This window comes from Serratia myotis, from assembly GCF_027474885.1.
GTDB lineage: Bacteria > Pseudomonadota > Gammaproteobacteria > Enterobacterales > Enterobacteriaceae > Serratia > Serratia proteamaculans.
The window spans coordinates 4,455,643-4,475,338 of sequence record NZ_CP099707.1 but is presented as its reverse complement, the minus strand read 5'-3'; the positions used below and the strand labels follow the sequence as shown (position 1 = coordinate 4,475,338).

At 55.8% G+C, this 19,696-nt stretch carries 19 protein-coding genes; 13 read left to right on the top strand and 6 right to left on the bottom strand.

Features of this window, described 5'->3' with window-relative positions; translation table 11 throughout:
* Nucleotides 1-17 precede the first annotated feature (17 nt).
* Entirely contained in the window at nt 18-587 is a 570-nt protein-coding gene (locus tag NHG65_RS21085; RefSeq protein ID WP_499182627.1) for an HdeD family acid-resistance protein, read from the bottom strand.
* A gap of 215 nt (nt 588-802) precedes the next feature.
* Between NHG65_RS21085 and NHG65_RS21080 the strand changes: the two genes are divergently transcribed.
* Entirely contained in the window at nt 803-2,569 is a 1,767-nt protein-coding gene (locus tag NHG65_RS21080) for an ABCB family ABC transporter ATP-binding protein/permease (RefSeq protein WP_099063858.1), read from the top strand.
* A 44-nt stretch (nt 2,570-2,613) separates the two neighbouring features.
* Here the strand turns inward: NHG65_RS21080 and NHG65_RS21075 are convergent, their stop codons facing one another.
* Nucleotides 2,614-3,003 carry a tautomerase family protein gene (locus NHG65_RS21075; protein WP_219016881.1) on the bottom strand — a complete coding sequence of 130 codons (390 nt, stop codon included), beginning with the start codon at nt 3,001-3,003 and terminating at the stop codon, nt 2,614-2,616.
* Between the two features lie 148 nt (nt 3,004-3,151).
* On the opposite strand from NHG65_RS21075, the gene NHG65_RS21070 reads away from it, so the two are divergent.
* From NHG65_RS21070 to NHG65_RS21060, 3 genes are all read left to right on the top strand, one after another.
* Nucleotides 3,152-4,105 (top strand): LysR family transcriptional regulator, encoded by a 954-nt coding sequence (locus NHG65_RS21070; protein WP_414072794.1) that lies wholly within the window; start codon nt 3,152-3,154, stop codon nt 4,103-4,105.
* 533 nt (nt 4,106-4,638) lie between these two features.
* Nucleotides 4,639-5,904, top strand: coding sequence for an MFS transporter (locus NHG65_RS21065; RefSeq protein WP_413479052.1), 1,266 nt, complete (start codon nt 4,639-4,641; stop codon nt 5,902-5,904).
* A gap of 36 nt (nt 5,905-5,940) precedes the next feature.
* Complete coding sequence (locus NHG65_RS21060) at nt 5,941-6,750, top strand: MoaF C-terminal domain-containing protein (RefSeq protein ID WP_176980325.1); 810 nt, start codon at nt 5,941-5,943, stop codon at nt 6,748-6,750.
* Here NHG65_RS21060 and lldD read toward each other — a convergent pair whose 3' ends face one another.
* The 3 genes from lldD to NHG65_RS21045 all read right to left on the bottom strand — a co-directional run bounded on the left by lldD (nt 6,751) and on the right by NHG65_RS21045 (nt 10,761).
* Nucleotides 6,751-7,890, bottom strand: coding sequence for an FMN-dependent L-lactate dehydrogenase LldD (gene lldD, locus NHG65_RS21055; protein ID WP_261416246.1), 1,140 nt, complete (start codon nt 7,888-7,890; stop codon nt 6,751-6,753).
* Between the two features lie 34 nt (nt 7,891-7,924).
* Entirely contained in the window at nt 7,925-9,505 is a 1,581-nt protein-coding gene (locus NHG65_RS21050) for an L-lactate permease (RefSeq protein ID WP_099063806.1), read from the bottom strand.
* Nucleotides 9,506-9,840: 335 nt separating this feature from the next.
* Complete coding sequence (locus tag NHG65_RS21045) at nt 9,841-10,761, bottom strand: LysR family transcriptional regulator (RefSeq protein ID WP_099063805.1); 921 nt, start codon at nt 10,759-10,761, stop codon at nt 9,841-9,843.
* A 153-nt stretch (nt 10,762-10,914) separates the two neighbouring features.
* Here NHG65_RS21045 and NHG65_RS21040 point away from each other — a divergent pair, with 153 nt between their 5' ends.
* The 3 genes from NHG65_RS21040 to NHG65_RS21030 all read left to right on the top strand — a co-directional run bounded on the left by NHG65_RS21040 (nt 10,915) and on the right by NHG65_RS21030 (nt 13,265).
* The gene (locus NHG65_RS21040) at nt 10,915-12,567 is read left to right on the top strand and encodes a multidrug ABC transporter permease/ATP-binding protein (RefSeq protein WP_283603814.1); all 1,653 of its coding nucleotides are present in this window, start codon (nt 10,915-10,917) and stop codon (nt 12,565-12,567) included.
* A gap of 400 nt (nt 12,568-12,967) precedes the next feature.
* Complete coding sequence (locus NHG65_RS21035; protein WP_499182626.1) at nt 12,968-13,081, top strand: YmiA family putative membrane protein; 114 nt, start codon at nt 12,968-12,970, stop codon at nt 13,079-13,081.
* A 10-nt stretch (nt 13,082-13,091) separates the two neighbouring features.
* Nucleotides 13,092-13,265, top strand: a complete 174-nt coding sequence (locus tag NHG65_RS21030; protein ID WP_198404445.1) for a YciX family protein — start codon at nt 13,092-13,094, stop codon at nt 13,263-13,265.
* Here the strand turns inward: NHG65_RS21030 and NHG65_RS21025 are convergent.
* Nucleotides 13,255-14,475: a CynX/NimT family MFS transporter gene (locus NHG65_RS21025; protein WP_099063802.1), complete on the bottom strand. Its 1,221-nt coding sequence runs from the start codon at nt 14,473-14,475 to the stop codon at nt 13,255-13,257. The genes NHG65_RS21030 and NHG65_RS21025 overlap by 11 nt on opposite strands.
* Before the next feature lie 514 nt (nt 14,476-14,989).
* On the opposite strand from NHG65_RS21025, the gene agaR reads away from it, so the two are divergent.
* The 6 genes from agaR to agaF are packed head-to-tail and all read left to right on the top strand — an operon-like array spanning nt 14,990 to nt 19,670.
* On the top strand, nt 14,990-15,763 hold the full coding sequence (gene agaR / locus NHG65_RS21020; protein ID WP_085118645.1) for a transcriptional repressor AgaR: 774 nt from the start codon (nt 14,990-14,992) through the stop codon (nt 15,761-15,763).
* Nucleotides 15,764-15,786: 23 nt separating this feature from the next.
* On the top strand, nt 15,787-17,070 hold the full coding sequence (locus tag NHG65_RS21015) for a D-tagatose-bisphosphate aldolase, class II, non-catalytic subunit (protein ID WP_099063801.1): 1,284 nt from the start codon (nt 15,787-15,789) through the stop codon (nt 17,068-17,070).
* 1 nt (nt 17,071) lies between these two features.
* Nucleotides 17,072-17,548 carry a PTS N-acetylgalactosamine transporter subunit IIB gene (gene agaV, locus NHG65_RS21010; protein WP_489844794.1) on the top strand — a complete coding sequence of 159 codons (477 nt, stop codon included), beginning with the start codon at nt 17,072-17,074 and terminating at the stop codon, nt 17,546-17,548.
* Between the two features lie 14 nt (nt 17,549-17,562).
* The gene (gene agaW / locus NHG65_RS21005; protein ID WP_085118640.1) at nt 17,563-18,342 is read left to right on the top strand and encodes a PTS N-acetylgalactosamine transporter subunit IIC; all 780 of its coding nucleotides are present in this window, start codon (nt 17,563-17,565) and stop codon (nt 18,340-18,342) included.
* The gene (locus NHG65_RS21000) at nt 18,332-19,225 is read left to right on the top strand and encodes a PTS system mannose/fructose/sorbose family transporter subunit IID (RefSeq protein ID WP_085118639.1); all 894 of its coding nucleotides are present in this window, start codon (nt 18,332-18,334) and stop codon (nt 19,223-19,225) included. Before agaW ends, NHG65_RS21000 begins: the two co-directional genes overlap by 11 nt.
* Nucleotides 19,226-19,235: 10 nt before the next feature.
* Complete coding sequence (agaF, locus tag NHG65_RS20995) at nt 19,236-19,670, top strand: PTS galactosamine/N-acetylgalactosamine transporter subunit IIA (RefSeq protein WP_112347257.1); 435 nt, start codon at nt 19,236-19,238, stop codon at nt 19,668-19,670.
* Nucleotides 19,671-19,696: the final 26 nt, after the last annotated feature.

The following is a 19,696-nucleotide window of genomic DNA, read 5'->3' as shown; positions in this document are numbered from 1 at the left end:
GTGGCTCCGCAATGGGATCACGCGCGTTTCAGTTGTCGGGCAACCTGGAACAGGCTGAAGGAGCTGAACAGCATTTCAATACCGACAATAGTGGTGACCAGCACCACGGACGTCATCGGATCGGCGCTGAGCAGTAACCAGGCAATCGCCAGATCCAAAACGCCAATCACCAGCTGCAGCCAGCTTCCTTTGACCTCACGCAGCTTGTAGCCGGCGATCAACCGCACAATGCCACCCAGCGCAAACAAAGCCGCGAGATAAATCGCCATGGCGAAAATACCTACCGCCGGGTTGGTGATAAAAACGTAGCCGATAATAAGGTAAGCCACCCCGAGCAGGATGCCGCCGATCATTGGCCAGGTATTTTGCACCCGATTGGCAACCATGCCGAAAATCAGACCGAAGCCGCTCAGCAGCAAGAAAATCCCCACCACCATACTGATCGCTGCGCCCGAGGCAAAGGGGCTGAACAGGCAGAAAAGGCCGCCCAATAGCAGCAATATCGAGATGATTAACAGCGGGGTGTGTTGTTTCTTTAGACTCTGTTCGTCGATTTTCAACGAATGAAGATGGTTCATATTTAGCATGATGTAACTCCCTTAGTTTTGAATGTCCTGTACTGTCCCACTGACTATTATAGTGGAACACGCCACCTTGAGGATGATGCCTGGCTGCGGTGTATTGACTCTGCGTACCAAAAAGAGCCACAGGGGTGGATTACATAAGGTTTTTCATGGCATACGTGCCAGAATAGATCATAAGCCGATACTGCGCTGCTGACCGAGATGATAGATAGCCGATGATGGATCCCTCCCGCTTACTGAAATTTTTGCTGCCTTACCTGTGGCCTAAAGATAACCCTAAACTGCGTTATTACCTGGTAATCGCCTTCGTCTTTATGGTGATTTCGAAGGTCAGCATCACGCTGGTGCCGCTGGCGTACAAAGCGATGATCGACGCCCTGAGCGGCGAAACCGCCAGGATGCTGGCCATTCCCATGGGTTTGATCCTGGCCTATGGCGTCGCGCGCATCGGTGGCGCGTTATTTGAAGAGCTGCGCAACGTGATGTTTGTGCATGTCAGCCAGAATGCCACCCGATTATTGGGGCTGCGGGTCTTCAGACAGTTGCACGCGCTGAGCCTGCGTTTTCATCTGGAGCGCCAAACCGGCGGGTTGTCGTTATCGATCGAACGTGGCACCCAGGCGGTAGCGACGGTGCTTTCGCGGCTGCTGTTCTCCATTTTCCCCATCTTGTTCGAAATCACCCTGGTCTCGGTGATTATGTGGCATCTGCTAAACGGCTGGTTTGCCCTGGCGATCCTGGCGACGGTCGGCTGTTATATCCTGTTCACCGTCATGGCCGTGCGTTGGCGAACCCGCTTTAGGCGTGAGCTCAACCAGGCCAATGCCGATACCAACAGCAAGTCGATCGACAGCCTGCTGAATTACGAGACGGTTAAATACTTCGGCAACGAAAACTTTGAGGCCGACCGTTTCAACATGTCGCGCCGGCTGTACGAATATGCCGCCATCAAGAACCAGTTCAGTTTTACCGCCATCAACCTCGGACAGACCGCCATTATCTCCATTGGGCTGATTGTGATGATGGCGATGGCGGCGCAGGGCATTGTGCAAGGGCGGATGACGGTCGGTGACTTTGTGCTGGTGAATGCCTATCTGCTGCAACTCTATCAGCCACTGAATTTCTTCGGTTTTATTTATGCCGAAGTCAGGCAGGCGCTGATCGATATGGAAAACATGTTCGATTTACTGCAGGAAGAGCAGGAGATTGTCGATAAGCCGGATGCGAAGGAGCTGCAACTGACCGCGGGCGAAGTGAGTTTTGACTCGGTCAGCTTTGGCTATGATGTGCGGCGGCCGATCCTGAAAAACGTCAGCTTCACCATCCCGGCCGGTAATACGGTCGCGGTTGTTGGTGCCTCGGGGGCCGGTAAATCTACCTTGTCCCGGCTGCTGTTTCGTTTCTATGACGTGAGCAGCGGGGCAGTCTCGATTGACGGTCAGGATATTCGTGACCTGAAGCAGGCCAGCCTGCGCGCGGCGATCGGCATCGTGCCGCAGGATACCGTGTTGTTCAACGATACGCTGGGCTACAACATCGGCTACGGCAAAACCGGTTCAAGCCAGGAAGAAATCGAGCGGGCAGCCAGGTTGGCGCATATTCATGAGTTTATCGTCAGCCTGCCCGACGGTTATGAAACCCGGGTGGGGGAGCGTGGGCTGAAGCTGTCGGGCGGCGAAAAGCAGCGGGTGGCGATTGCTCGTACCATCCTGAAAAATCCGGCGATCCTGGTTTTTGACGAAGCGACCAGCGCGCTGGATACTCAGACCGAGCGCGAAATTCAGGCTCACCTGCGCGAAGTCAGCCGTGACCATACCACGCTGGTGATTGCCCACCGGTTGTCGACGGTGGTGGATGCCGATGAAATCATCGTACTGGAAGCCGGTGAAATCGTTGAGCGAGGGCGGCATGACGCCTTGCTGGCCAGCAATGGCCGCTACGCCGCCATGTGGCAAAGCCAATATAACGACGAACAGCAGCCCTGAGGGTTCTAACCCCGGGCGCTATGTCGCGCCTGGGGGATCACCGGTTAAAGATCGCCGGTCAGGTATTGCGCTACACCGTTACCGAAGCTCCAGTCTCCCTTGCTATTGGTGGTGATTGACACCATCAGGTCGCTGCCTTCAATCCCACAGCTTTCCTTCAACTCACGGCTGAGCTCGGCATAAAACCGCTGTTTCTGCTCCTCGGCCCGCGGGCTGGTTATCACCCTTACCACCACCAGATCGCGGGTGCGGGTCAGATTCAGACCGGTGTCTTCAATCACCATATGCTGGGCTTTGTTTTCATGAACAATCTGGTAGCGATCGCGCGGTGGCACTTCAAAGGCGCTGAGCACCGCACGGTGGGCGGCATCGAGCAGGGTTTTCAGTTCGGCTTCGCTGCGGCCCTCGATGACTTCAAAGATAAGTAATGGCATTTTCATAATCCCGTCAGTAAGTTAATGAGTTCTGCCATGTGCAGGGCAGCGTTTTATTCTCGCTTTTGATAACCCATCTTAGCCAAGCCCAGGGGCGGGAAGAAGCGCTATACTTGAACTCATTGTTTATATAAATGAACAGTCGATGATGAAAAACCCAAAAATAGAAACCCTGTGGACTCATTTGCACTGGCTCACCGTCTTGGCCGAGCAGGGCAGTTTTACCCGTGCGGCGGAGCGCCTGGACGTCAGCAAAGCGGCGATGAGTCAAAAAATCAAAGAGATCGAAACCCTGGCCGGGGTGCCGTTGGTACAACGCACGACTCGCAGCGTCAGGTTGACCGATGCCGGGTTGCGGCTGGTGGAGGAACTGCGTCAGCCTTTCGCGCAGATAAAACAGAGTTTTTCCGGCATTTGCGATTCGGCCGGGCCACTGCGCGGTTCTGTGCGGGTGACGGCGCCGGTGGCGTTCGCCCGCCAGCAACTGGTCCCTCGCATTACCGGTTTTCTGCGTGAGAATCCGGAGGTGCGGGTTCAGCTTGAGGTTTCCGACCGATTGGTGTCGTTAACCACCGAAGGGTTTGATTTGGCGATCCGCCACAGTGACAGCCTGCCGGATACCCACGTTGCCTGGCGGCTGTGTCCGACCGCAACGCTGACCGTGGCGTCGACAGACTACGTGAAACGGCACGGCATGCCGACATCGCCGGCCGATCTGCAACGGCATCAGTGTCTTTATTATCCCCGAGGCAATGAACGGCCTGGCTGGAGTTTTGTTGCCAAACAGGCGCCACAAGGCAAGGCGGAAAAGGCCCGGGTCCTGGTCAGCGGGCCGTTTGCCACCAACAACAGCGAGTCGATTCGCGACGCTGCAGCGGAAGGGTTAGGTATTGCGCTGCTGCCAGATTTTAGCGCTCAGCAGGCATTGGCGGACGGCAGGTTGATCGAGGTATTACCTGCCTGGCGACCGGTCGATGCCTTTGCCGACAGCCTGTATGTGGTTCGACCCTATGCACCTCAGGTCTCCAGAGCGGTGACGGAATTCAGCCGCTATCTGCGCGGCGCTTTTGCCGAGGGGTTTACCACAGGGTTAGTGCGATGATCGCGTTGTGGCTCGGAGGATTGCTGTGATTCACATCACGATATGCGCTTTTTTACGCTTCAGTGGCGGTAATGTAAGCGCTGGAGAAGGGATTCCCTCAATGGAGTTAATTGCGAAAGCCACCACCGGATAAATGAAATGAATTCAACAGATAAAGATCACGCTGAATAAAGCACTGTCGAATAGAATAATAAATAAAGTTAAAGTATAAAACGTTAATATATTTATGAAAATGATTAATTACGCGGTTTTTGGGGCGTGAGGAGTCCCAGTTAATAAAGTTTTATATATAAATAACAGAGTAATAAGATTAGTGATGTTAATAATAACCCGTCTGTAATGTACCTGACTCATCGATTTTCTGGTCACCGCCAACACCCGGTTGACAGCCTGCCCGCTTGCGATAAGTTTAAATCGTTAACATGTTAATAACATCCTGTCAGACCAACAGGCCCGCCGAATTCGGGGTGCCAAACAGAGGCTGTGAACAGGGATATTGTCACTTATCAGTTTACTAACAGGCAGATCACACCATGAAAAAATCGGTGGGGCGGGGTTCGATATTGAGTGAGGAAAACAGACTGTTGGTGATTCTGTTTTTTGTCTTTGGCTGTGTTTTTGTTGATCGTTTAACCATCTCCTTCCTGTTCCCGATGATTGCCGCCGATTTGCAGCTCAGCAATGTGCACCTTGGCACGCTGTCCGCGGTACTGGCGCTAACCTGGGCGCTGTCTGGTGCCGGGCTGGGAGCCATTGCCGATCGTTTTAACGTCCGCAAGCCGATGCTGATCGTCTCAATTATCGTATTCTCCTTATTCTCCGCATTATCTGGGTGGGTCAGTGGTTTTGCCATGCTGCTGATATTCCGTGCATTGATGGGCATTGCCGAAGGGCCGGTATTGCCGATTGCACAGTCGCTGATGGTAGAAAAGTCACAGCCGCAGCGGCGCGGGTTCAATATGGGGTTGATCCAGGGTGCGGCACCGGGATTATTGGGCGGCATTATTGCTCCGCCGCTGATTATTTATCTGGCACAGAAGTGGGGCTGGAGTACGGCCTTTCACCTGACGGCCCTGCCGGGCATTATTCTGGCCTGGTTAATTTATAAATATGTTAACGGCAAAAAGGATCCGTCCTTCGCCGCCGAGCCGGCAGTAAAAAATCAGTCGGAAAAGGCCGCTTACGCCGAGTTATTCAAAATTAAAAATGTGGTGCTGTGCATCCTGATTTCCTGCGTATTCGTCACCTGGTTTATGGTCATTATTACCTTCACGCCCAGCTTCCTGGTGACCGCCCGTGGTTTCAGCGAGCAGTCGATGGGCGGCATCATGAGCGCCATCGGCGTTGCCTGGGTTTTCTGGGGCGTAGCGGTCCCAGCGATCTCGGACCGTATTGGCCGTAAGCCCACCTTGATTTTCTTCTCGTTGCTGGCGATTTGCTGTCCACTGTTTCTGAGCTACGTCGACAACCTGTGGTTATTGGGGGGGCTGGTGTTTTTGTCCTATACCGGCCTGGGTTGCTTCACTCTGTTTATGGCCACCATACCGTCCGAAACCGTCTCGAAAGCCCGTATTGCCACCGCACTGGGGCTGGTCATGGGGATTGGCGAGGTGATCGGCGGTTGCCTGGCGCCGTTTACGGCAGGCTTGATCGCCGATCGTTACGGCCTGGTCAGCGTGATGTGGCTGGCGGCCATCGGCGCGGCCTGTGCGGTGGTATTAAGTTGTTTTCTCGATGAAACGGCACCCGCAGTGGTCAGCCGAAGAGCGTTGAAAAGTCAGGGTGTTGCCGACGTCTGAAATGGTTTTTCACCCCTATCCTCAAGGAGAGCGAGCATGTCTTTAAACCCATCAGTATTGAACCAGAACGCCGAGCCGGAGTGGAAGAACTATGACGATTTTGCCCGGGGAATAGACACCAACCGTCTGCCCGCGACGCAGGATTGGCGAGGAAAAACGCTGCAGTTGGCGTTTGAACAGGGCGAGCAGATGACGTTGAATTTCAGTGCTGGTCATCAGCAGCTGAGCTGGGCCTGGCAGGGCGAAAGCGGTGAGGATACTTACGAGGAAGTGCGCACTTCCGCTGCACAATATTTCGTGAATATCCCCTTGCAGACGCCGGGCAATGAATGCCTGACGCTGGTGCTGAATACTGACAGCGGGCGGGTGCTGATGGTGCGCAGCACGCTATTGCCGGAACATCAGGTGGCGAGCGGCTCTCGTTTGGGACAAAGCTTTCACGTTGGCCAGATTACCGGTATGACACCGCTCGGCGCTGCTCCGCATCTGACTCGTGAACTGCTGGGCTATCGCACCTTGAATATTTACAGCCCCAACCATTATTACGAGCATTTCTACGTCAATACCGAGCGCTATGCCTGGCAGAATCTGCGCGGCGAGCAGTTTGGTCACGGCGATATGGATTACGCCACTTATTATAAATTCGATGAGGACCGGTATTTATTCACCTTCCGGGAAAAGATCATTCCGGTTTGTTCGGTGTTCTTTTTTGACTTTACCCTCGGCCGTTGCACCGGGATATTCCTGGGGCTGGATGCCGCCGGCAAGGTGCTGGTCTCACCCGCCGGCGCTTTTATTCACAAGATGAGTTACAACGCATATCCCGACGGGGTGCAGCCGCTGTAATCAGCGGCCGTTAACCAGCGAATCGGCGTTGATGTCCGCGATGGTTTTCGCGCCGATCAGCGTCATGGCGACGCGCATTTCTTTATCGATCAGCTCGAGCAGGTTGGTGACACCGGCCTGCCCGGCGGCTGCCAACGCATAGGCAAAAGCACGGCCCAACAACACTCCGTCTGCGCCCAGTGCAATCATGCGCACCACGTCCAGCCCGTTGCGAATCCCGGAATCGGCCAGCAGGGTGATATCACCCTTGACCGCCTCGGCAATCGCCGGCAGCGCATGGGCGGTAGATAACACGCCGTCGAGTTGGCGGCCGCCGTGGTTGGAAACCACGATGCCATCGGCGCCGAAACGCACCGCATCTTTGGCATCTTCCGGATCCAGAATGCCTTTGATGATCATTGGGCCTTGCCAGAATTCGCGGATCCAGTCCAGATCCTTCCAGGAGATAGAGGGATCGAAGTTGGTGCCCAGCCAGCCGATATAGTCTTCCAGGCTGGTGGGTTTGCCGCGATAGGCCGAGACGTTGCCCAGATCGTGCGGCTTGCCGCACAGCCCGACGTCCCAGGCCCATTGCGGATGGGTTACCGCCTGCAATATACGGCGCGTGGCGGCATGGGGACCGCTCATGCCGGAGTGGGCATCACGGTAACGCGCGCCGGGCACGGGCATATCTACGGTGAATACCAGAGTTTTCACCCCGGCGGCTTTGGCGCGTTCCAGCGCATTGCGCATAAAACCACGGTCTTTCAATACGTACAGTTGGAACCACATCGGTCGATCGATCGCCGGTGCCACTTCTTCAATCGGGCATACCGAGACCGTCGACAGGGTGAAAGGAATGCCTTTTTGCGCGGCGGCTTTGGCAGCCTGCACCTCACCGCGGCGGGCATACATGCCGGTCAGCCCGACCGGACCGAGGATCACCGGCATCGCCAGTTTTTCACCGAACAGGCTGGTCTCCAGGCTGAGATCCGACATATTGCGCAGTATGCGCTGGCGTAGCGCGATGCCCGCCAGGTCTTCGGTGTTACGTCGCAGCGTATGTTCTGCGTAGGCCCCGCCGTCAATGTAGTGGAACAGAAAAGGCGGGAGCTTAGCCTGTGCTGCGGCCCGGTAGTCGGTTGAAGCGGAGATAATCATAGTTTTACCTTATTTCGATAACGTGCTTTTACGCTCAAAGAATCATGATCTGCGCCATCACAGCGGCGATCCCCCCGTACACCAGCATGGGCAATACGGTCTTTTTGATAATTTTGCCTTCGGCATTGCCGATCCCAAGAATTGAGCAGACGGCGATAATATTGTTCAGGCATATCATGTTGCCCATGGCACCGCCAACGGACTGCAGTGCCAGAGTCAGGTTGACGTTTAGTCCGCTGCTGAGGGCGATCGAATGCTGAATACCGCCGAAGGTCAGATTAGAAACGGTGTTGGAACCTGAAAAGAACGATCCCAGAGCCCCGAGGAAAGAGGAAAACAACAGCCAGCTTTCTCCGGTGAGTGAGGCCAGCGTTTTGCCAATGAGGAACACCGGCGCATTGTCACCGCCCAGCATCATCAGGTTGACCATGACCAAAGCGCCAAAGAGCGCGATAAAGGGTTTGGCCACGCGTCCGCCGGTCTCTGCGAACATCTGTTTTACCTGCCCGCAGTTCAGTCGGAACAGGGGAATACACAGCAAGACCACCAGCAGGAAAGGGATCAGAGCAGGTACATACAGCGTTTTGTAGCTGGCGGCGGCAGAAGTGCCTAATACCTGCTGCAATTCAACGATCAGGGCATCGCTGACGCGTAACTCGCCCAGCCCGCTGAGTTTGCCCTGCCATAAAGGGGTGGTGCTGTTGAGCAAGGCCTTAATCCCCAATTGATGAATGCGCGTCACTATTAAAATAGCAATCAGCAGCAGGGTTGGGGTCATGGCTTTAATCACTTGAATGAAGGGCACGGGTTGAGGCGCGGTTTTGTCTTCGCAGCGGGACAGGCCGATGCCGGCACGCGCCAACAGAACCGACAGCATCAGGCCAATGGCGCCACCCACCAGTGCCGGGAATTCATAGTTAACCTGCGCCAGCAGCAGGTAAGGCACCGTGCAACTTAAGACGCTGAGTAAAATAAACGGCAGGTTGAGGCGAATATCACGCCAGGAAACGATAAAACGCAGCGCCAGTAGTGGGATAACAAATCCGGCGACAAAGTGGATCAACGCTGTCTGACGGCCAATTTCCAGCAGGTTGGCGTCGGATAATCCCAAATTGGCAAAGCCGAACCAGGTGGGGGTGCCGACGGCGCCGAATGAGACGGGAACCGAGTTCATCACCAGCGTCAACAGAGCCACGCGCAGGGGGTTAAAACCCAGGCCGACCAGAATGGGCGCGGCAATGGCGGCTGGAGTACCAAAGCCGCTGGCCCCTTCAATCATAAAAGCAAATGCCCAGCCGATGATCATCAATTGAGCAACAGGATTGGGGCTGATATTTTCCAGCCAACGACGAACCACGTTTTCCGCACCGCTGATTTGCATCAGTTTATTCAGCAAAATCGCGCCGGCGATGATGGTTATCGGGGTGAAAACCGACACCAGTGCGGTAATGATATTGGCGTGCAGCAGCAGGGGCAGACTGTCGAACCAAAACATCTGTATGGCATACACGGCGGCGGCCGTTAAGGGCAGCGCGATATAAGAAGGAACACCGTTCTTTTTGGTCATCATCCAAATCAGCAGAATGATGGGCGCAATACTGAAAAATAGGGACATAAGAGCCTCAGCGTTATTATTGTTATTTGTGGAGGTATGTAGCCGAAAGGTTAATTACCGCAACATTTTCATTCTAATCACAACGCTGGCTGATGTTCTATTGTGCAATTTTCCCGTAGGGAAATGTGGGGCGGTAGAGTGACTCTGCGGAACCATTTCTAATGACTGGGGGTATTTTTATTGTATTAAAAATCAAATTGATAGAATGTTTTATTGTGTGATGAATGTGCTGGGTCACATTGATTACACAACAATTATCAATAGATTATCTTCAAAAACAGGGTAATCCCGGCGGCTCGCTGGCGAGCCCGCGCAGAATGATTAGGTGACCCACTTCAAAAATAATGGCTGATATTTTGGTAGGAGGTGATGATGTGTTCGATCAGCAGTCGGGTTTTTAACGGTAAATTGCGGGTGTAAGGGTAGACGGCGTAAATGCCTAATACCTTGCCACAGTGGCCGGCCAAAATTTCCACCAGCTTTCCATCCTGTAAATCCTCGTACACCATGCAGCGTGGCACCATGGCAATGCCATAACCGCCGATCACCGCCTTGCGGATCGCCCGGGCGTTATTGGCGGACAGGTTGCCATTGACCTGCAGTTCATAAATCTCGTTGCTGCCCGGCTGCTTCATCAGCCAGTTGTCGGTGCCACTCTCCTGATAGGTATAGGTCAGGCAGTTATGCCTGAGCAAGTCGTCGGCGGACTGCGGCTCAGAATATTGTTGCAGATAACCGGGCGAGCAAACGATCACCCAGCGAGAATTCAGGATCGGACGGGCAATCAGGCTGGAGTCCGGCAGGGTACCGGTGCGGATCGCCAGATCTATCCCTTCGTTAACCAGATCGACAAAGCGATTTTCCAGCCGCATTTCAACCTTCAGGTTGGGATGATGAGCACAGAATTCCGCCACGCTTTCACTTAGCAACAATTCCCCCGAAATCGTCGGCACCGACATGCGGATCACGCCGGTCAGCTCATCGCTGTTTTCACTGATGACGTTCAGGGCCTCCTGAGTTTTTGCGCTGATTTCTTTGGCCTGACGATACAGGCTTTGGCCATTTTCGGTCAGCGTCAGGCTACGGGTAGTGCGGTACAGCAGGCGTGCGCCGAGGGATTTCTCCAGACGGCCGATACGTTTGCTGACCACCGAACTGGTGATGCCGGCGGTTTCAGCGGCTTTGCTGAAAGAACCGCAATCAACAATCAGGGCGAACAGGATCAGGTCGTTGGCGTATTCATGTGTGGGCAACATCGGTGGGGGTTTTCCTCGTCCCAGAGTAACAGCCAGTGTAAATCCTCAGGTTCAGGAATCAATCGCCGGCGACAATATGAGAATTGTTATTGATATCACTTTTTGGCCGCTTACAATGCCTGCCATCTCAAGATTTCAGGCTAAGGGTTCTTCATGGAGTTGCTACGGGTGGTTTACCACCAGTATCGCTGGCCGTTTCTGGCGGTCATGGCGTTGACCATGGTCAGTGCGGCGTTGGGCATAGGCATCATCGCCTTTATCAATTTGCGGCTGATGGCGGTGGCGGGCAATCCTCTGGCCGTGTTGCCGGAGTTCCTCGGGCTACTGGCGTTGCTGATGGCGGTCACGCTCGGCTCACAGCTGGCGCTGACGACGCTCGGCCATCATTTTGTGTTCCGGCTGCGCGGCCAACTGGTGAAGCAGATCCTGGATACTCATATCGAACGGATAGAGCAACTGGGCAGCGCTTCGCTGTTGGCGAGCCTGGCCAGTGATATTCGCAATATCACCATTGCCTTTGTTCGCCTGCCGGAGCTGGTGCAAGGTGTGGTTCTGACCCTGGGGTCGGCAGCCTATCTGGGCTGGTTGTCGCCACAGATGCTGGCGGTGACAGCCGTTTGGGTGGCGGTGACGGTATTTGGCAGCGGGTGTCTGGTATCGCGCGTGTATCGTCATCTGACCAGCGTACGTGAGGCTGAAGAGCGCCTTTATGAACACTACCAATCGGCGATTGACGGCCGCAAAGAGCTGGCGCTGAACCGCGATCGTGCCAAAGCGCTGTATCAGCAGGCCTATCAGCCGGATGCCGAAGATTATCGGCACCATATTATCCGTGCCGATACTTACCATCTCAGCGCGGTGAACTGGTCGAATATCATGATGTTGGGCGCAATTGGCCTGGTGTTCTATATGGCCAACAGCCTGGGCTGGGCCGATACCCCGGTCGCGGCAACCTATTCACTGACATTATTGTTCCTGCGAACCCCGCTGTTGCAGGCGGTGGGGGCGTTCCCGACGCTGATTGGTGCCGAAGTGGCCTTCGGCAAGGTCAAAGCCCTGCGGTTGGCCGATTATCAACCCGGGTTCCCCGCGGTGGCAGCCAAAGCCTGGCAAACTCTGGAACTGCGTGATGTGGTATTCCACTATGGTGCTACGGAGCAAAAAACCGGTTTCGCCGTCGGGCCGCTCAACCTGACGCTGCACCGTGGCGAACTGGTATTTCTGATTGGTGGCAACGGCAGCGGTAAATCAACGCTGGCGATGCTGTTGACCGGGTTGTATCAGCCGGTCAGCGGGCAGATTTTGCTGGATGGTGTGCCACAAACTCCGATCGATATGCCTGACTATCGCCGTTTGTTCTCCGCCATTTTTACCGATTTTCACCCGTTTCATCATTTACAGGGGCCTGAGGGTGAACAGCCGGACGCCGAACTGGTGGAAAGCTGGCTTAACCGTTTGAACATGAAGAGCAAACTGCAGTTTGACGGCCTGCGGGTGACCAATCCACAGCTGTCGCAGGGGCAGCGCAAACGCCTGGCACTGCTGCTGGCGGTGGCGGAAAAACGAGATATTTTGCTGTTGGACGAATGGGCTGCGGATCAGGACCCACAATTTCGCCGAACCTTCTACCGTGAACTGCTGCCGCAGTTACGTGCATTGGGTAAAACGGTGTTTGCCATCAGCCATGACGACCATTACTTCGAGCATGCCGATCGGCTACTGCAAATGCGCGATGGGCAGCTCAGTGAATTGACCGGCAGCGATCGTGAACGTGCCAGCAAGGATTCCGTTTCACAAATTGACTGATTAATTTCACCCAGACCTCGCTAAGGGGCTGGGTGATACCTCCTGTTTGCACGGTGCTATCCGCGACGCCAGCATATCCATTCATTTCCACATCCCCACTCAGCCTGATTCATTGCCAATTTCGCTTAAGAAAAGTCAATTAATTGATTTTTCGTTTATGTACTGGCGGTTTAATTTTGATCAATCCGCTTGTGACACACTGCTTCCTTATCCCTTCATTGAGCCTGGATCCATCGCCAAAGACCTGACAAATACTGATGTCTTTCAGCTGTATACCTGACTTTAGGCACATGGCTAGCAGAACTTTTATAAATATCTATAGGAACAAACTTCTTTATTGATCGTTTAAATAGATCAATAATTGCATTTTGATTAGTTTAATCTATTAGTAGAGGCGGCTGTGATAAGCAAGGATGGCGTGGATATCAAACGTAAAGCTTGGTTGTGCGTATTTATCGGCTGCGGAGTATTTTGGCTGGCCGTCGCCAGCGTGATTTATTGGCTGTTTATTTAGGAACCTATTGATGGACAAGAAGCGCGTAAAGAACATGGGGGGCGCCCGGGATGATAGCCCGGTCAAGATCCCCCCTTCCTGGCAGTTGACGCCCGAACAGCAGGATTTTATTAACGACCTCTGGCAGGACGACGCGGCAGAATATGCCGCAGAGCGACCCGCCCGCCCCACAGTTAACGAATAACCCGATTACGCCCGGCCAGAATGCCGAACAGCATTTGCAGCAGCGTCAGGGCCAACAGAATGGCCAGCGGCAACCGCCAGCCCTGAGTCAGATCGTGTAACAGACCGAACAGCGTGGGCCCCAGTGCCGCCAGCAAGTAACCTACCGATTGCGCCATGCCCGACAGTTGTGTGGCCTGATGATGGTGGCTGCTGCGCAGACCAAAGAAGGACAGCGCCAGCACCAAAGAACTTCCCGCCCCCAGCCCGGCAAAAATCAACCACACCAGCGAGTTGGCCGGCATCAACAGCAAACCGGCGACGCCGGTAAAAATCAGCAATGAACTGCACAATGCGATAGCCCGCTGATCGCGTGCGCGCGGCAGAATAAACACCATGACAAAGTTGGCGGCGATCGCCACCACCTGATAGATAAACAGCTCAAAACCCGCCTGTTGTGGCGAGGTGCCGTGGCTGGCGGCAAAGGCACTGAACCAGCCGATAATGGTGTAGAAGGTGATGGACTGTAAGCCCATAAATAAAGCCACCTGCCAGCCGAGTGCACTACCCCAGGGAGAACGGGACGGCGCAGGTTGAAGCGCCGAGGTATCAGCCGTTGCCGAAGCCGCGGGGCGGCGCAGTTGCGGCAGCCAGACCATCAGCGCCAACAGGGCTGGCAGGCTCCAGCACAGCAGGGAAAAACGCCAACCAAGATTATTCAACTCCGCCAGTGGCACCGCCAGACCGGAGGCCGTGGCGGCCACCAGTGACATCACCGCCGCATAACCGGCAATCATGGCGGCGGCACGGCTTGGGAAGTCGCGTTTTACCAGCGTCGGCAATACGACGTTGGCAAATGCAATGGCAGCGCCGATCAATACCGTGCCCAGCCACAGCATGCTGGTTTGCGGCAGAGAGCGCAGCACAATGCCACCAATCAACAGTAACAGCGCCATACCCAGCGTACGTTCAATACCCATACGTTTGGCCAGGCTGGGGGTCACTGGTGACAGCACGGCAAACAGGATCAGCGGCAGTGAGTTAAGCAGGCCGGCCGAGGTGGCAGACAGCGACAACTGCTGCTGGATCTGTTCCAGCAATGGGCCCACGCTGGTCAATGCGGCGCGCAGATTGGCCGCAACCAGCATAATGCCGGTGATCAGTAACAGCGGGTGGCGTAAACGGCTGCGCTTGTTGGCGGCAGGCGTTGGGGATAAAGCGGATTGGGGCATCAGTTCCTCGCACCAGGGCATGCAGTCAATCAATACTGCACGGCATGATGCGTTGATTGACGTTAACGCTTACGTACCGGCAGGGGGCCGATATCTGCGCGCAAGTGTAGGGAAGAACCCCTGATCTGACAAGAGGGTGGTTAAGCGGAACCTGCCCCATTCAGGCGTCGGCGGCGGGATGCCGGAGAGGCATAATTGTTATTATGTGATCCCGATCACCTGATGAACTAAAAGTCAGCCAGCCGGGCCGCTGTGTTACCCCTTTCGTTTTCTGCTGTACTTCGGGCTCCTCAGCCCGGCAGCTGCGCCTGCGCTGAGATTTCACTTTGCCTTTCACTGCTTCTCAATATTTTCATTTCATTTCGATCCGAAAGGTTTTTAACCTCTTTTTCTGCTAAAACAGCGCTGTAACCCCGATCACAATTTCATTGCCTTCGCTTTGCTGTAATGCCAGCGCAGTAGAGCGAAAGCCATCTTCTCCCCGGCCCGGCCGGAAACCTGAGGACCGCAGCTCATGCCAGTGAATACCGCAAAGCGACGTGAACACATTATCGATCTGTTATGCGAGCACGGCAGCGTGCGCGTGGAGCAGCTCAGCAAACAGTTTGCAGTATCCACGGTGACGATCCGCAACGATCTGCGCTTTCTGGAACGAAAAGGGTGTGCGCTACGAGCCTATGGCGGCGCGATGCTCAATCAGCAATTCGCCTTCGATCGCCCGTTGCATGACAAGGGGCGGTTAAACCGCGATGTGAAGTCGCAGATCGCCAGTGTAGCGGCCAGCTATGTGCGCGATGGTGATGCGCTGATCCTCGATTCCGGTTCCACCACCACCCAGATAGTGCCGTTCCTCAAAGGACGACGCGATCTGGTGGTGATGACCAATGCGCTGAACATTGCTTATGAGCTTTCAGGTAACGATGGGGCAGAGGTGATGGTGCTGGGGGGCAGCGTGCGCCGCAACTCCTACTCGCTCTACGGTCCGGCTGCCGAGCAGCAATTGCGCCAGTACCGTTTCGACAAGCTGTTTTTGGGGGTCGACGGTTTCGATCTGGTTGCCGGTATCACCACGCCTCACCCCGGTGAGGCACACCTCAATCGCGTGATGTGCGAGGTGGCGCGCGAAATTATCGCCGTGGCGGATGCCAGCAAGTTTGGTCGCAAGAGCTTTTGCATGATTCGCGAAGCCGGACAAATTCATCGGCTGATTACCGACAGCCTTCTTCCGGACGATTACGAGCGGGCGTTAACCGAGTTGGGCGTGGAGGTTGTCATCGCCGATCGGTAGTACGGCGCCTGCGTGGGGGATTCATGCAGCAGTTGTTACAGCTTATTGAGCAGCACAAGGCCGGAAAACCGGTTGGGGTATTTTCCGTTTGTTCCGCTCACCCCTGGGTGCTGAAAGCGGCCCTGCGGCAGGCCAAAGCGCGCGGCACACCGGTGCTGGTTGAGGCCACCTCGAATCAGGTCAATCAGTTTGGCGGTTACACCGGCCAGACGGCGCAGCAGTTCCGCGATGCGCTGTGGCAACTGGCGGATGAAGTGGGGCTGGCGCGCGATCGTCTGTGGTTGGGAGGTGACCATCTCGGTCCCAATGCCTGGCAGGATCGACCGGCGGAAGAGGCGATGCAGCTGGCAGAAACGCTGATCGACGATTATGTCCGCGCCGGCTTTCGCAAAATTCACCTCGATTGCTCGATGTCCTGCGTCGGCGATCCCTTCCCACTGAATGATGAAACCGTGGCCGTTCGCGCTGCGCGGCTGTGTGCCGTGGCGGAGCGCGCCTGGCAGGCAAGCGGCGGTGAGCCACCGGTATATGTCATAGGTACCGAAGTGCCGGTACCGGGTGGCGCGCAGGAGGCGCTGGAAGGCATGCAGGTCACCACACCGCAGGCAGTACAGCAAACCCTTGAGGTGCATCGCCTGGCCTGGCAGCGGGCGGAGCTGGTTGATGCCTGGACGCGGACTATTGCGCTGGTGGTACAGCCGGGCGTGGAGTTTGATCATCACAGCGTGGAACACTATCAGCCACAGCGGGCCCATGAACTGAGTCGTTTTATCGAACGGCAACCGGGAATGGTCTACGAAGCGCACTCAACGGATTACCAACCCCCACAGGCCTACCGGCAACTGGTGGGCGACCATTTCGCCATCCTGAAAGTCGGCCCGGCGCTGACCTTTGCCCTGCGTGAAGCCCTGTTTGCCCTGGATCATATCGAAAGAGAATGGCTGGGTGAGCATCAGTCGGCACAGCTGTGCGCCACGCTGGAACAGGTGATGCGCGAGCAACCGCAGCAGTGGAGCCGCTATTACCACGGCAATCCACATCAACAATATCTTGATCGCCACTACAGCCTGAGTGACCGGGTGCGTTACTACTGGCCGCAGCCACAGGTCCAGCAGGCGGTAGAGAGCCTGATCGACAACCTGCGTCGCAATCCGGTGCCGCTGGCGTTGCTAAGCCAGTATCTGCCCGATCAGGCGCGTGCGATGAATGCCGGTGAACTGAGCGACGATCCACAGGATTGGGTGATGCACAAAGTGACGCAGGTACTCGATGACTATCACGCCGCCTGCTATCCGGAGGTGCATTGAAATGCCGAATATCTTGATGACCCGTATCGATAACCGACTGGTGCACGGCCAGGTCGGCGTCACCTGGACCAACACCCTGGGAGCCAATCTGGTGGTGGTTGCCAATGACGAAGCGGCGGCCGATCCGGTACAGCAAAACCTGATGGACATGGTGGTGGCGGAGGGGGTGCAGACGCGCTACTTCACGCTGCAGAAAACCATCGATGTGATCCACAAAGCGGCAGATCGACAGAAGATCTTTTTGGTGTGCAAAACGCCGCAGGATGTTTTGCGGCTGGTGCAGGGCGGGGTGCCGATCCGTTTCGTCAACGTCGGCAACATGCATTTTACCGAGGGGAAGCGGCAGGTGCATAAAACGGTCTCGCTGGATGACGGTGACGTGGTTGCCTTTCGCGAGCTGGCGGCGCTGGGCGTCGAATGTGAGGTACGCCGGGTGCCGGATGAAGCGGGTGAGGCGATCGGCAAACTGCTGTTTTGAGTTCGGGGGAAACCATGTTGACTGATGCGTTATTGATTGCACTGCTGGCCGGATTGGCGGGGGTCGACTTGTTCGACGGCCTGACCCACTTCCACCGTCCGGTGGTACTGGGGCCGCTGGTCGGCCTGATCCTGGGGGATGTCTACACCGGCCTGTTGGTGGGCGGCACGCTGGAACTGGTGTGGATGGGCATGGTGCCGCTGGCGGGGGCTCAGCCGCCTAACGTGGTGATTGGCGGGGTGATTGGTACGGCGTTTGCCATTCTGACCAAGGCCGATCCCAAGGTGGCGATTGGCGTGGCGGTACCGTTTTCGATTGCGGTACAGGGCTGTATCACGCTGTTGTTCACCCTGTTTTCACCGATGATGCATCGCTGCGATCGCATGGTGAAAGAGCTGAACTGGCGCGGTATCGAACGGGTGAACTATCTCGGTATCACCATCCTGTTCGCGTTCTATTTTGTGGTGGCGTTTCTGCCGATTTATTTCGGTGCCGACGCGGCCAGCGCCATGGTGCAAAAGGCCCCGGTCTGGCTGTTGGACGGCCTGGCCGTGGCGGGTGGCATGATGCCGGCGATTGGTTTCTCGCTGCTGATGAAAGTGATGATGAAAAAAACCTACGTGGCCTACTTCATCCTCGGCTTTATTTCCGTCACCTTCCTGAAATTGCCGATCCTGGCCGTGGCGCTGGGCGCGCTGGCGATCGCCCTGATCGATTTCTTTAACAGTCAGCGGGCCGGTGCGGACCCGCTCAAACAACCTGTACCCCAGGAGGATGCTGAAGATGGCATTTAATGATTCTGACGATCTGCTGGCGCAAAAAGCGGAAAAACGTATGGCGCAGGCGCTGGCCACCAGTCAGGTGGAGCAGGACGACTACCTCGACAGCCAGCCCGCCGAGGCCTTGACCCGCGGTGACATCAACCGTATGGCCTGGCGCTCATTGTTGCTGCAGGCATCGTTCAACTATGAACGCATGCAGGCCGGCGGCTGGCTGTATCAGTTGATCCCCGCTTTGCGCAAGATCCACCGTAATCCGCAGGATCTTTCCAATTCGATGAAAATGCACATGGAGTTTATCAATGTGCATCCGTTTGACGTCACCTTCCTTTCCGGGTTGGTGCTGGCGATGGAGCAAAACAAAGAGAAGATCTCCACCATCCGTGCGGTCAAAGTGGCACTGATGGGCCCGCTGGGGGGCATCGGCGATGCGCTGTTTTGGCTGACGCTGTTGCCGATCTGCGCCGGGATTGGTGCTTCGCTGGCGCTGGAGGGAAGCCTGTTCGGGCCGATCGTCTTCCTGCTGCTGTTTAACGTGTTCCATTTCGGCCTGCGTTTCGGGTTGGCTCACTATGGTTATCAGGCCGGTACCAGCGCGCTGGCGCTGCTGAAAACCCATACCCGACGAATATCCCACGCCGCCTCGATTGTCGGTATGACGGTGATCGGCGCGCTGGTGGCCTCCTATGTACATCTTTCTACCCCGCTGGTGATGCATGCCGGCAAGGCCAGTGTGGCGCTACAGACCGACGTGCTGGACAAGCTGATGCCCAACCTGTTGCCGCTGTGCTTTACGCTGCTGATTTTCTTCCTGATGAAGCGCGGCTTCTCACCGGTAAAACTGATTGGCGTGACGGTGGTGATTGGGGTGGTGGGCAAGTTTATCGGTTTACTGTGAGGAAAGGCTTATGCCAGGCATTGTGATTACCGGCCACGGCGGCTTCGCCAGTGGGCTGTTGCAGGCGGTTGAACAGGTAGTGGGGCCGCAGCCGTACTGCGTTGCGGTCAATTTTCCCGAACAGATGAGTACCGCAGAGTTAAAGGCCGCGTTGATCTCGGCATTGGCCGAGGTGGCACAGCCGGACGGCGTGGTGTTTCTTACCGATATGCTCGGCGGTTCACCGTTTCGCTGTGCCAGCGAGTTGGCGGATGCGCAAGGGCATTGCGAGGTACTGACGGGCGTTAATATGCAGTTGGTGGCGGAGATGATGCTGGAACGGGATGGGCTGAGCCTGGATGAATTCCGCGAACTGGCGCTGGCGTGTGGCAAGCGTGGGTTGACCAGCCTGTGGCACGAGAGACGCCGGGTAAAATGTGAGGACGTGCAGACGGACGGTATTTGAGGGAAACCGGGCGCTGCCAGGGGAGC